Origin of the sequence: Biostraticola tofi (assembly GCF_004343195.1) — a bacterium.
GTDB classification, from domain to species: Bacteria; Pseudomonadota; Gammaproteobacteria; order Enterobacterales; family Enterobacteriaceae; genus Biostraticola; species Biostraticola tofi.
The window spans coordinates 43,806-56,769 of sequence record NZ_SMCR01000011.1 but is presented as its reverse complement, the minus strand read 5'-3'; the positions used below and the strand labels follow the sequence as shown (position 1 = coordinate 56,769).

Genomic DNA, 12,964 nt, shown 5'->3' with positions numbered 1-12,964 from the left:
GTTCAGCCCAGTTCTGCCACCAGGATTTTTGATCGGCGGTGATAGTTGTACAGGGCCTGTTTTTGCTGCGGCAGCATGTCAACTTCCGCTGGGGTAAAGCCTCGCTCCTGGAACCAGTGGATACTGCGGGTTGTCAGGACAAACAGTCTCTTTAACCCCATCTGCCGGGCTTGCTGGGCGACACGCTTAAGCAGCATTTCACCGCGGGATGAACTTCGATAATCCGGATGAACCGCTACGCAAGCCATTTCCCCAACCTGTTCTTCAGGGAAAGGATAAAGGGCCGCGCAGGCGATGGTCAGGTTATCTCGTTCTATGATCGTGAATTTATCGATCTCCATCTCCAGCTGCTCCCGCGAACGGCGCACCAGGATCCCCTGCTGTTCCAGCGGGCGGATTAGCTCCAGGATGCCGCCGATATCATTAATCGTCGCCCTGCGGACCTGCTCTGCACTTTCCATGACAATCTGCGTGCCGATCCCTTCGCGGGAGAACAGCTCCTGCACCACCGCACCATCATCCTGGTAGCTTATCAGGTGACAGCGACGTACTCCGCTGCGACAGGCTTTAACGGCTCCACGCAGAAAACGTACCGTACCGGAATAATAATCGCCAGCCAGTTCAAGAGCATCAATACGTTCTTGTGCTTCCTTGGGGAACAGCTCAGAAATGATATTGCCGCTGTCGTCCGTCACGCCTTGGGAAGAACAGAAACCAATGATTTTTTCGGCTTTCAGCTTAACGGCCAACTGGGTGGCGACTTCCTCGGAGGTAAGATTGAAACTTTCGCCGGTGACCGACACCGCCACCGGGCCAAGCAAGACGATAGCACCGCTATCAAGCTGGCGGTGAATGGCTTCATCATCGATGCGGCGAATGCGGCCACTATGGCAATAATCGACGCCATCATCCACCCCTAACGGTTGCGCAATGATGAAGTTGCCGCTGACGACATTAATATGCGCGCCTTGTAATGGCGTGTTGTTCAGGCTCATCGAGAGCCGAGCGGTAATATCGAGCTGTAACAACCCAGCGGCCTGCTTGACCAGTTCAAGGGTCGGCGCGTCCGTGACGCGGGTGTATTTATGGTAGATCGGCTCCAGATGATGATCCGCCAGATTGGCATCAATCTGCGGTCGGGCGCCGTAGACCAGCACCAGCCTGATTCCCAGACTGTGCAGCAGACCAATATCGTTAACGATATTGGCGAAGTTTTCATGTTCAATCGCTTCGCCGCCCAGCATCACCACAAAGGTTTTACCCCGGTGGGCATTAATATAGGGAACTGAATGACGAAAGCCCTGCACCAGTTCAGTACTACGTTCCTTCACGGCCAATCCTCAGTGAATGGTTATTCTGATTTTATGTATTTTTATTCTATCGAGTAGGTGATGGCAAGCACCAATTTCCATTACCGCTAATGTAAAGAAGCGAAAAAAGCCCGGCTTGGCTACAGCATAGGTCCATTTTCGGATGACAGGAACCAAGAGATTGGTTAAAGTTTTCTGTCTTATCATGAAAATATATGCTTTTCATTGAATTAGCTCTACTAGCGGAGTGTCATGTCGGATCCAAATCATAACGCGGGGCGTCGCCTGTTTTTACAAGGGGCTACCGCGACCTGGCTGCTCAGTATCAGCCGACTGGGTCACGCAGCGGCATCAGATGTTGTTGCGGTTCGCATCTGGCCTGCCTCCAGCTACACCCGCGTAACCATTGAATCGGGTTCTGCTCTGCACTACCGTCAATTTGTCCTCACCAATCCCGATCGTTTGGTGATCGATATTTCCGGCGTGCATCTTAATTCAGTGCTCAGGAGCATGGGCAAGCTGGTACAGGGCAGTGATCCTTACCTGGCGAACATCCGTGCCGGCCAGTTTGATAAGCAGACCCTCAGGGTGGTATTGGAGCTTAAACAGCGGGTCGAAGCGCGATTTTTAACTCTCAAGCCGGTAGCGGGTTTTAAAAACCGATTGGTATTGGATCTCTATCCGATTGCCGGTAGTCATTCCGCAGCCCAAGATGATCCACTGCTAGCGTTGCTGGAAGATTACAATAAAGGCGATTTGGCCCGTAACCTGCCCCCCGAGGCGGCAGCGCCCAAAGCGGGCAAGGCGGGCCGCGATCGCCCGATTATCATCATGCTGGATCCTGGACACGGTGGCGAGGATCCCGGGGCGATTGGCAAATACAAAACCCGGGAGAAGGATGTGGTGCTCAGCATCGCCCGGCGATTGCGAACCCTGATCGCCAGGCAACCCAACATGAAAGTGTTCATGACCCGAAATGAAGATGTTTTTATCCCCCTTAAAGTCAGGGTTGCCAAGGCACGCAAGCAGCGGGCGGATCTCTTTATTTCTATACATGCCGACGCATTTACCAATCGGGCCGCCCGGGGATCTTCAGTGTTCGCCTTATCGACCAAGGGAGCAACCAGTGCTGCTGCCCGCTTTCTGGCCCAGACCCAAAATGCCGCCGATGATATCGGCGGCGTAAGCAAGAGCGGCGATCGCTACCTTGATCATACTATTTTCGATTTGATGCAAACCGCTACCATTAATGACAGCCTCAAGTTCGGCAAGCATGTATTACAGCGGCTGGGGAAAGTCTCCCATCTGCATAAAAAGAGTGTCGATCAGGCAGGGTTTGCCGTGCTGAAAGCGCCTGACATTCCGTCCATATTGGTAGAAACGGCTTTTATCAGTAATGTAGAGGAAGAGCGCAGGCTACGTACCGCACGTTTTCAGCAGCAGGTGGCCGAATCCATTTTGGCAGGTATCAAAGCCTATTTTGCGGCTGGGGGCGTGCTCGGCCGATAACCGTGGCAGCGCCATTACCTTTCGGCAAATGAAAATATCAGGACCCGAGACAGCGAGAGGCGAAGGTGGGGGACGCGAGCGCTTTTTGAAACATAAGCTGATGCCAAGAATAATGCTAGCCCGGTAGGAGCGGGATACCGCGGGCAGAATAGGGCTAAACAAGATGAGCTGAAGGAAATAGGCTGCAGGAAATACCGTGGTAGCCTTGCAAGGATATCTGGAATGGCTGGGCAAAATAAGCAGGGGAGTAAAGAGTGATAGAATATTGCTGAATGCTATAAACGACAAAACTCCCTAGGCAGTGCCTCAGGAAGTGTCGTTAGAATTGGTTGCGGGGGCCGGATTTGAACCGACGACCTTCGGGTTATGAGCCCGACGAGCTACCAGGCTGCTCCACCCCGCGTCCGAATAATACCACCTGTGAGCAGTCAGGTGTTAACTTCTTTTACTTTTTTTTCTTAATACTTAATTGGTTGCGGGGGCCGGATTTGAACCGACGACCTTCGGGTTATGAGCCCGACGAGCTACCAGGCTGCTCCACCCCGCGTCCGTGGAAGCGCACTATACTCTGGACAGCTTTCGATGCAACCCCTTTTTTCAATTTATTAAGCTCTTTAGCGATGACTGTCTAAATTAGACGCAGTTAGATTGTTTTTTAATCGCATTGTGCTAGTGCCATTATAATTATTCATTTAATTATCTACCTGGCTTTGGTATTGTTCGCCGTTATCATTGCTTCTGGTATGAATACGTATGAATACATCGTGGGTCAAGCTGCTGCTCGGCGGCCTCTTCATTACCATTATCGTTGGATGCTCGTCACGCCCAACCGATCGTGGTCAGCAATATAAAGATGGTCAGCTCACGCAGCCGCTGGAATTGGTCAACGAACCCAATGCCCACGGCAAACCGGTTAATGCCAAAGACTATGCCGATCAGGTAGCCCAGACGCGCCAGACGTCTTCTGGTTTATATAATCGTAACCGCACCCATTTCGATGCCATTCAACGTTGGGCCTTGGCTGGGGGTGATACCCGTCAACTGAGCCAGTTCGGTATCAAAGCCTATCAAATGGAAGGTATGGATAATTTCGGTAATGTGCAGTTTACCGGCTATTATACCCCTGTTGTCCAGGCGCGTTACACCCCTCAGGGCGAGTTCCGTTACCCTCTCTATCGCATGCCGCCGCGTGGCAAGAACCGCCGTCTGCCGGATCGCGCCTCAATCTATGCCGGCGCTTTGGATAACAGTAACCTGGCAGTCGCCTGGACCAATTCCCTCATGGATAATTTTATGATGGAAGTGCAGGGCAGCGGCTACGTGGATTACGGCGATGGCCGACCATTGATGTTTTTCGGCTATGCGGGCAAAAACGGCCATGCATACCGTAGTATCGGTAAGGTATTGATTGACCGGGGTGAGGTGGCTCGTCAGGATATGTCCATGCAGGCTATTCGCCAATGGGCGGACTCACACAGTGAAGCTGAAGTGCGTGAATTGCTGGAGCAGAATCCTTCATTTGTGTTCTTTAAACCGGTGCCTTTCGCGCCGGTAAAAGGGGCCAGTGCGGTCCCGCTTATCGCTAAAGCCTCTGTCGCGTCAGACCGGCAATTAATTCCAGCCGGCAGCAGCCTGTTGGCAGAGGTACCGCTGCTGGATAATAAAGGCAAGTTCACCGGAAAATATGAAATGCGGCTGATGGTAGCGCTGGACGTAGGCGGGGCCATTAAGGGGCAGCATTTCGATATTTACCAGGGTATAGGACCGGAAGCAGGCCATGCCGCAGGTTATTATAACCACTACGGTCGGGTATGGGTGCTTAAGGGCAATGACGATAGCGGCGCGCTGTTCTCTGCTCCTCAGAGCAGCAAAGCTGGCAGGGCGACTTCCGGCCCGTTGCAGGTGATTTACGAGAATTGATTGCCATTGTAATTTATTCTGTTTTCAGCGGCCCGTGGGGCCGCTTTTTGGTTAAGAGAGGTTGTCATGAGCGGTCATTATTCGGACGCCTATACTCAGCGTTTCGGGGGCACCGCAAGGCTATACGGTCAACGGGCGCTGTCGGTATTCTCTCAGGCTCATGTCTGCGTGATAGGCATTGGCGGGGTAGGGTCCTGGGCTGCCGAGGCGCTGGCGCGTACCGGTATCGGTGCAATCACCCTGATTGATATGGATGATGTCTGCGTTACCAATACCAATCGCCAGCTCCATGCGCTGCAAAGCGAGATCGGCAAAGCCAAAACTGAGGTGATGGCATCCCGGATTAATGGCATCAATCCTGAATGCCGAGTGACGTGTATCGATGATTTCATTACGGCCGATAATGTGCCGGAAATGCTGGATCGCGGCTATGACTATGTGATCGATGCCATTGACAGCATCAGGCCAAAAGCAGCGCTGCTGTCATACTGCCGTCGCTATAAGATACCGGTGGTCACCGTTGGCGGCGCCGGCGGTCAAATCGATCCTACCTGCATCCAGGTGGCGGATCTGGCCAAAACCATCCAGGATCCGCTGGCGGCGAAACTGCGCGAGAGGTTGAAACATGATTTCGGTGTAGTGAAGAACGGTAAAGGCAAACTGGGCATTGACTGTGTGTTCTCCAGTGAACATCTGGTTTACCCACAGCCTGACGGTACAGTCTGCGCCTCACCTTCCACCGCAGAGGGCCCCAAACGCATGGACTGCGCTTCCGGATTTGGTGCGGCCACTATGGTCACCGCCAGTTTTGGCTTCGTGGCGGTATCGCATGCGCTCAAAAAAATGCTGGCCAGGGATGCCAGGCAGTCGGCAGCCGTTCAGGGCAATTAACAGTTCTCAATAAAAAGCCTTCAGCAGATGAAGGCTTGTTGCTGGCGAAAAGCAGCGAGTTCAGTTGAACTGGGCGATATCCTGACTGACATGTTCAGTTGAACTGGGCGTTATCCTGACTGACATATTCAGTTGAACCGGGCGATAGGCTGACGGGTTCAGCCATAGCCGGCGGCAATGGCCTTTATCCGGCAGGCAATAGCCTGGAGCCCATCGGCGCGGCTGACGCTCAACTCCTCCCTGAGCCCCAATCGGTCAAATAAAGCCAGTGGCGATTGCAGAACGGGATCGGTCGGCTTTTTCGCTTCAATATGCGTTAATACGATAGCCAATAGGCCCTTGACGATGCGCCCCTCGCTGTCAGCATAAAAATGCAGGCTACCATCGGCCAGCTGGCGATGACCCAGCCATACCCGACTTTCGCATCCTGACAGCAGGTTTTCAGCGGATTTTAACGATGGGGGCAGGGCCGGTAGCGCTTTTGCCAGCAAGATCACCTGACGAAGTCGATCCTCCCACTGCCGGCAGTCGGCGAAACGGCGTGCCAGGGTTTCTTCGCTGATCTCCGAGCCAAAGGGATGCAGGTCTGAGGCAGTTAAATCCATCTTTATTCCCCACTAATGAAGGCTAAATCCATTGTTTTTGCGTTTCAAGTCGGAATGCGTAGCGTCAATCGGTTAACAGCGACAATGCTTTTTTTACCGCCGTTATTAACCTGTCCACATCTTCTGGAGTGTTATAAGGGGCGAAAGAGGCCCTGAGCGTGCCGCTGATGCCCAGGGCCGCCATCAGCGGCTGGGCGCAGTGCTGGCCAGCCCGCAGCGCTATGCCCATTTGAGAAAGAATGGCAGCCATATCCTGATGGTGAACGCCATCAAACTCAAATGACAATAAAGTGGAGTCCTTGGCGCGGAATGAGCGAAAACCCGGCAATTGCGCTAACTGCCGCTCTGCTTTATCGGCCAGCGCCGTAGTGTAGCGTATTGCGCCGTTGCAATCCTGCTGTCGCCACCACGCCAGCGCGGCATCCAGACCGATCACCCCGGCAATATTCGGCGTGCCGGCCTCAAACCGCTGGGGAACGGCACTGGGAACAAATCCATCAAACGATGCCGAGCTCAGCATTTTGCCGCCACCTTGCCAGGGCTCCATTTCAGCCAGTAGTGCTGTCTTGCCATACAACATGCCGATGCCGGTCGGGCCGTACAGCTTATGCGCGGAGAAAGCATAAAAATCGATATCCAATTGCTGCAGGTCAGTCCGGTGGTGCACCGCTCCCTGAGCGCCATCCACTGCCACTACGGCCCCAAAATCGTGAGCTATGGCAGCGACCGCGGCGATATCGGGGCTGGCACCGGTGACATTGGACATCTGGCTGAGCGCCAGGATACGGGTATGGGCATTCATCAAACCGGGCAGCGCCGACATATCGGGCAAAAAATTTTTTCCCAGCGGCCATTTGATTACCCTGGCGCCGGTCTGACGCGCCACCATCAGCCAAGGGATCAAATTGGCATGATGTTCAGTTTCGCTGACCAGGATTTCGTCGCCCGCCTGTAATCGGTTGCGCGCATAACTCTGCGCTACCAGATTAAGTGATTCAGTCGTGCCCCTCGTCCACACGATATCAGACGCTACCGGCGCGTTAAGCCAGGTGGCGACATGTTGCCGAGCCTGTTCATAGCGGGTGGTCAACACCGTCGCTCCGCGATACTGACTGCGGTGTACGCTGCCGCTGTGATGGCGATAAAAATCGTCCGTCGCCTCTATCACTGCCGTCGGCTTTAACGCCGTGGCAGCACTGTCCAGATACACCACTTCCGGACATATTGCCGGAAAGTGTCGCCGAAAAGCGGCGGAATCAAAATTACCCATACTGCACCTCTGAACCGCTACAGAACTTTCTCATTATCACCATTTATCACCGATCTAAGACCGGATTTCGTGCCTATTCCTGGAAAATTTACTATAGCTTGCTAAGCTAGTATCCATTAGGTCCATAAATGCACCTGATTACATTGGAAAATTATACCGTTTTATTCGGCAAGGAGTGAATCATGAAGAAGACCGCCGCATTAATAACTGGCTTTGTACTGGCCATTTCCTTGAGTGCCTGTTCAAGTAACTATGTGATGCATACCAATGATGGCCGGACCATTGTTACCGGTGGCAAGCCTCAGGTCGATGATGAAACTGGCATGATAAGCTATAAGGATGCCAGTGGCACCGAGCAACAGATTAACCGCGCAGACGTTAAAGAACTGATGGAAGCGCCATAATCCTCGAAAATTCATCGAAGCTGACGGACGAGCGAGTATGGGTATTGGATCTATCGGCTGTGCAGGCAAAAAAAAGCACCGCTTATTGCGGTGCTACATATTCACTATGGACAGACAGAGAAATGTTCAGTAAATAACAACAAGGTAGTGTAGCCAGGCTACTGACCTGAAATTCAAGTCAAAATGTGTAGACACAACATCACCTCACAGACCAAAAGCGTCTCAGAACAATAAACTCCAATCCACTTTTCGTTCCGGCCAATGAGCGTTGCAACTATAGGTATTTGCTGGTGCAACCTCAATGGACAATTTATAATGGCTCGGATAAAAAAAACTAATAGATTACGCATCCGTGCCTACTTTATTACCCATCGGTTGATAAAAGTGCCCTACACATGTCCAAACGACTACCTCCACTGAATGCGCTACGGGTGTTCGATGCCGCTGCACGGCATTTAAGTTTTACCAAGGCTGCAGAAGAACTGTTTGTTACCCAGGCGGCCGTTAGCCACCAGATCAAGTCGCTGGAAGATTTTCTGGGACTTAAGCTGTTTCGCCGCCGCAATCGTTCTTTGCTGCTGAGTGAAGAAGGGCAAAGCTACTATCTGGATATAAAAGAGATTTTCCAGGCCTTGGGCGAGGCTACCCGCAAGCTGCAATCGCGCAGTGCCAAAGGCGCGCTTACCGTAAGCTTGTTGCCCAGTTTTGCCATCCATTGGCTGGTGCCGCGCCTGTCCAGCTTTAATGCGGCATGGCCGGGGATTGATGTATTAATCCAGGCGGTTGATCGGGAAGAGGAAAAGCTGGGTGATGATGTCGATGTGGCCATATTTTATGGACGCGGTAACTGGCCGGGGCTTCGGGTGGAGAAATTATATGCGGAGTATCTGCTGCCTGTGTGTTCACCATCGTTGCTTAATGGTGCCAATCCGCTGAAAACACCGGCAGATCTTTCACGTCATACGCTGCTGCATGATGCCTCCAGGCGAGATTGGCTGGCCTATACCCGTCAGCTTGGGCTAAATCATATCAACGTTCAGCAGGGACCGATCTTCAGCCATAGTGCGATGGTATTGCAGGCCGCTATTCATGGGCAAGGGGTTGCACTGGCCAATAATGTGATGGCGCAGACCGAAATCGAGGCCGGCAGGCTGGCCTGTCCGTTTAATGATGTATTAGTCAGTAAGAATGCTTTTTATCTGGTTTGTCATGACAGCCAGGCTGAAGTCGGTAAAATAGCCGCTTTTCGTCAATGGATACTGGCGCGGGCTGCCAGTGAACAGGAAAAATTTCGCTACCGTTATAACAATGGCGATCAACATATTACCGGATGATCCTATCCATATACGCAGTTGAAAATCGGGATGAGTTAAATGCGAAGTCGCGCAATGTTGGTGTTTGCCGCCCTTAGCGGCTTGATATATGTGGCATTGGGAGCCGTTGGCGCCCATGTCCTGAGCGCTTCTTTGGGAGGCACCGAAATGGCCTGGCTTCGCACCGGCCTTGAATACCAGTCTTTCCATACCTTGGCGGTGCTGGCGCTGGGCGTGGCAACCCTACGCAGCCCCAGCCTGTGGTTTTACTGGAGCGGGGTACTGCTGGCGCTTGGCATTGTGCTGTTCAGCGGCAGCCTGTATTGCCTGGCGCTTACGCATCTGCGGCTTTGGGTATACGTCACGCCATTGGGCGGTCTGTGCTTTTTGGCCGGATGGATATTGATATTAATCGGCGCGTTGCGTCTGCATAAAAAGGCCAGTCGCCATGAATAAAATTATAGTGTATTGCCGCCCGGGATTCGAGAAAGAGTGTGCGGCCGAAATCACTGAAAAAGCCGCTGCACATAATGTGTTTGGTTTTTCACGGGTCAAGGACAATAGCGGCTATGTGATATTTGAATGCTATCAGCATAACGAAGCTGAACAGCTTTTGCGGGACCTGCCATTCAGCTCGCTGATTTTTGCCCGGCAGATGATCCTGACCGGTGAGTTGCTGCGCGATTTACCGTCTGAGGATCGAATTACGCCGATCGTCGGTATGCTGACGGGAGCGATTGAAGGCGCCGGCGACCTGCGGGTCGAAGTGCCCGATACCAATGAAAGCAAAGAACTGATGAAGTTCTGCCGTAAGTTCACCGTACCGCTGCGCGGTGCGCTGCGTAAGCAAAAGATCCTGCTGGGACAGGAAAAACCCTTTCGGCCGGTTATCCACGTGTTTTTTATTGCTCCAGGCTGCTGCTATGTCGGATATTCTTACAGCAATAACAACTCGCCGTTTTATATGGGGATCCCGCGGCTGAAGTTCCCTTCGGATGCGCCCAGCCGTTCCACGCTCAAGCTGGAAGAGGCGTTTCATGTATTCATTCCAGCCGATGAATGGGATGAGCGTCTGGGTAGCGGTATGTATGCGGTTGACCTTGGCGCCTGTCCTGGCGGCTGGACTTATCAGCTGGTGAAACGCAGCATGATGGTACATGCGGTGGATAATGGCACCATGGCGGAGAGCCTGATGGCGACAGGGCAGGTGATCCATCACCGGGCTGACGGTTTTCGCTTTGAACCGCCACGTAATAATGTGTATTGGCTGGTGTGCGATATGGTTGAAAAGCCGGCCCGTGTCGCGCAGCTGGTGGCGGACTGGATGGTAAAGGGCTGGTGTCGTGAAGCTATTTTCAATCTGAAACTGCCGATGAAAAAACGCTATGAAGAAGTCAGCCAGAACCTCACTCTTTTGCGAGAGCAACTGAAAGAAAACCATGTTCATTCAGAAATCCATGCCCGGCAGCTGTATCATGACCGGGAAGAAGTGACGGTCCATGTCCGCCGTTTCTGGAGTGCGGTGCCGGGACGCCGGGACGAACGATAACCAGCATCATATGGGCAGTTAATCATCTCCCCTGCGCTGAACTGGGTGGCTGTTGTTATAAATTCGCTGCGGGTCATTCCCCGCAGCGTGAGAGGTTGCCTTTCAGGCGTTTATGTTTCTGCTGTCGGTGCGAAAGCCCCGAGGGTATTTCAGTTCTGTCGGGTTGCCCTGACTGTCCAAGTTATGGATATTGACCGGTAATACGCCTGTGGAGGCGGTTTTACCGGTAATGATCTCAGCGACTGCATTCAGCGAGACGCCTTTTCTAATGCCATTCTCAACGCCGTAGTAGGAATAGGTAGCCAATATGCCATCGGCGATATCGTCGTAATTAATGACGTCATACGGGGCCCTCAGCGTAATATGTATAAGCTTTTTATGCTGTCGTTTAGCGTAACGCATCACGTGCAGCAGGTAGTCTGATGAAGTGGGGTCCCCAGGTGGATTAAGACTTACCTCTGGCGGGAATTCTTTTACCACGCCGTCTTTCTCTACCGGTGAGACTGCGGTGGACATGCTGCCGACGATAAGCACATCGCAATCATCCAGATGTTTGCATAAATCCTGCCATGAAAGTTCCCCGGTTTTCACACTGTCTATCGCCAGAAAGCCTTCTGCTTTAAAGGTGCTTTTCATCGCTTCGCCTTGCTCTTGCCAAGGCATGGCGATAAAGATTTTCTGATTTTTGTCATACAGGGGGATGATTGAATCAGCATTTTTCAGCAGCGTAATTGATTGCCGGGCGATGTCTATTTCAATGGCTTTGGCATTTTCTAATCTGGATGCCGCTGACATTTGCAGCCCGTTAACATTGGCTGTGGCAGAAGCAGCATGAGTCGAGGAGATAGACTGAGCAAACTCCGTTGAAGCGGCAGCGATAGTTGACGCTTCAGAAGCCGCTATGGACTCAGCAGTCAGATTGTAGCGGAGCTTGAGTTCAATAATTCGCCTTGCAGACTCTGTTATTTCTTTCCTGTCGATGGCCCCTGATTCAACTTTTTTGATGACCAGATCGATAAGCGATTCCAGCCGATCAATATCGCTCTGGGAATAGATGTTTATGGGCATCAGCGCGATATCAACGCCGGCGTTAAACACATATTCGATAACCTGCTCATGGGTGAAGTTGTTACTTATTGCCTTCATATCCAGGGCATCGGTGATGGTAACGCCGTCAAAACCCATCTCGTGACGCAGGAGATCGGTCTGAATCTTTCTGGACATGGTGGCGGGCACCACCACGTGCTTGCCCTGGCTGTTGGTTATCTTGGTGTCATCAAGGGCGGCATATTGTATATGGGCGGTCATGATCATCGGAACCTGGCGGCTGCCTGTCGATTGCGCTAAGGCTTTCCTGAAAGGCAACAGATCAATGGCTTCAGCTTCTTCGCGGCTGCGTGTTACCTGCGGCAGGCCGAAGTGGGAATCGATATGGGTATCGCCATGACCGGGAAAATGCTTGAGCGATGCAATAACCCCAGCGTTTGCCAGCCCGCTGGCGGTTTCCTTCGCCAATATGCCGACTTGTTCCGGGCTGTCGCCATAGGAGCGCACATTGATGACCGGATTGGACTGGTTGCTGTTGACGTCCGCCACCGGCGCGAAATTGGTATTGATACCAAGAGAGAGCAAATCTTCGCCCATGCACTGGCCCTGGGCAAAGGCCAACCGTTTTGCCGTTGCTTCATCGGCAATCGCACCCAGCGCCATATTGCCGGGGAAGGCACGGTACTCACCGCGGGGCAGACGGAAGACATTGCCTCCTTCGTTATCAGTAGCGATAAACAACCGATAGCCATTGTCACTGCCGAGTTCAGCAAGTTCACGGGTCAGCGCCTGGATCTGCGATGTGCTGACCAGATTATTGGAAAACAGGATAAAACCGCCCAGGTGCAGCCTGCTGATCGCAGCTTTCAGTGAGGCCGGCAGCTCGGTCATGTCCGGAAAGCACTTCGCGTCTTCGTTGTCATTAAAATAGCGGGCATCAATCATGATTTTCTGACCGATTTGTTCTGCCAGCGTCATCTGGTCAACCCGCAGCTGGACATTTTTGGCATCAACCAGGCCTGCCGCCAGTGCCGTTTCCCTTGCAGGTGGAGTCAGCGGGTGAGATGCCCCAGCAGCACCTTGGCAGGGGTGTTTATCATGTATGTTCATAGTGATGCCCTCGTATCGATAATCAATGAACAGCAC

General features: G+C 52.5%; 11 protein-coding genes and 2 tRNA genes. 7 read left to right on the top strand and 6 right to left on the bottom strand.

The window, feature by feature from the left end:
• Window positions 1–2: 2 nt before the first annotated feature.
• A complete protein-coding gene (gene argA / locus EDC52_RS17215) occupies window positions 3–1,331 on the bottom strand; it encodes an amino-acid N-acetyltransferase (protein ID WP_131867138.1) in 1,329 nt (442 codons plus the stop codon).
• Between the two features lie 231 nt (window positions 1,332–1,562).
• Between argA and amiC the strand changes: the two genes are divergently transcribed.
• On the top strand, window positions 1,563–2,819 hold the full coding sequence (gene amiC, locus EDC52_RS17210; RefSeq protein WP_131867136.1) for an N-acetylmuramoyl-L-alanine amidase AmiC: 1,257 nt from the start codon (window positions 1,563–1,565) through the stop codon (window positions 2,817–2,819).
• 326 nt (window positions 2,820–3,145) lie between these two features.
• On the opposite strand, the gene EDC52_RS17205 is transcribed toward amiC, so the two are convergent.
• Both EDC52_RS17205 and EDC52_RS17200 read right to left on the bottom strand, forming a co-directional pair.
• Window positions 3,146–3,222 (bottom strand) — tRNA-Met (locus EDC52_RS17205).
• A gap of 67 nt (window positions 3,223–3,289) precedes the next feature.
• Window positions 3,290–3,366 (bottom strand) — tRNA-Met (locus EDC52_RS17200).
• 206 nt (window positions 3,367–3,572) lie between these two features.
• Between EDC52_RS17200 and mltA the strand changes: the two genes are divergently transcribed.
• The gene (gene mltA / locus EDC52_RS17195) at window positions 3,573–4,739 is read left to right on the top strand and encodes a murein transglycosylase A (RefSeq protein ID WP_131867134.1); all 1,167 of its coding nucleotides are present in this window, start codon (window positions 3,573–3,575) and stop codon (window positions 4,737–4,739) included.
• Window positions 4,740–4,805: 66 nt separating this feature from the next.
• Entirely contained in the window at window positions 4,806–5,630 is an 825-nt protein-coding gene (tcdA, locus tag EDC52_RS17190; protein ID WP_131867132.1) for a tRNA cyclic N6-threonylcarbamoyladenosine(37) synthase TcdA, read from the top strand.
• 158 nt (window positions 5,631–5,788) lie between these two features.
• On the opposite strand, the gene csdE is transcribed toward tcdA, so the two are convergent.
• Window positions 5,789–6,235, bottom strand: a complete 447-nt coding sequence (csdE, locus tag EDC52_RS17185) for a cysteine desulfurase sulfur acceptor subunit CsdE (protein WP_131867129.1) — start codon at window positions 6,233–6,235, stop codon at window positions 5,789–5,791.
• 64 nt (window positions 6,236–6,299) lie between these two features.
• Complete coding sequence (gene csdA / locus EDC52_RS17180) at window positions 6,300–7,505, bottom strand: cysteine desulfurase CsdA (RefSeq protein ID WP_131867127.1); 1,206 nt, start codon at window positions 7,503–7,505, stop codon at window positions 6,300–6,302.
• Between the two features lie 182 nt (window positions 7,506–7,687).
• Between csdA and EDC52_RS17175 the strand changes: the two genes are divergently transcribed.
• The 4 genes from EDC52_RS17175 (at window position 7,688) to rlmM (ending at window position 10,771) form a co-directional block, all read left to right on the top strand.
• On the top strand, window positions 7,688–7,909 hold the full coding sequence (locus EDC52_RS17175; protein WP_131867125.1) for a YgdI/YgdR family lipoprotein: 222 nt from the start codon (window positions 7,688–7,690) through the stop codon (window positions 7,907–7,909).
• Between the two features lie 395 nt (window positions 7,910–8,304).
• Window positions 8,305–9,243, top strand: coding sequence for a transcriptional regulator GcvA (locus EDC52_RS17170; protein WP_131867123.1), 939 nt, complete (start codon window positions 8,305–8,307; stop codon window positions 9,241–9,243).
• 39 nt (window positions 9,244–9,282) lie between these two features.
• Window positions 9,283–9,678 carry a DUF423 domain-containing protein gene (locus EDC52_RS17165; protein WP_131867121.1) on the top strand — a complete coding sequence of 132 codons (396 nt, stop codon included), beginning with the start codon at window positions 9,283–9,285 and terminating at the stop codon, window positions 9,676–9,678.
• A complete protein-coding gene (rlmM, locus tag EDC52_RS17160; RefSeq protein ID WP_131867119.1) occupies window positions 9,671–10,771 on the top strand; it encodes a 23S rRNA (cytidine(2498)-2'-O)-methyltransferase RlmM in 1,101 nt (366 codons plus the stop codon). The genes EDC52_RS17165 and rlmM overlap by 8 nt, the downstream gene beginning before the upstream one ends.
• Window positions 10,772–10,873: 102 nt before the next feature.
• On the opposite strand, the gene EDC52_RS17155 is transcribed toward rlmM, so the two are convergent.
• Window positions 10,874–12,928: a glycoside hydrolase family 3 protein gene (locus tag EDC52_RS17155; protein WP_131867117.1), complete on the bottom strand. Its 2,055-nt coding sequence runs from the start codon at window positions 12,926–12,928 to the stop codon at window positions 10,874–10,876.
• Between the last annotated feature and the right edge of the window lie 36 nt (window positions 12,929–12,964).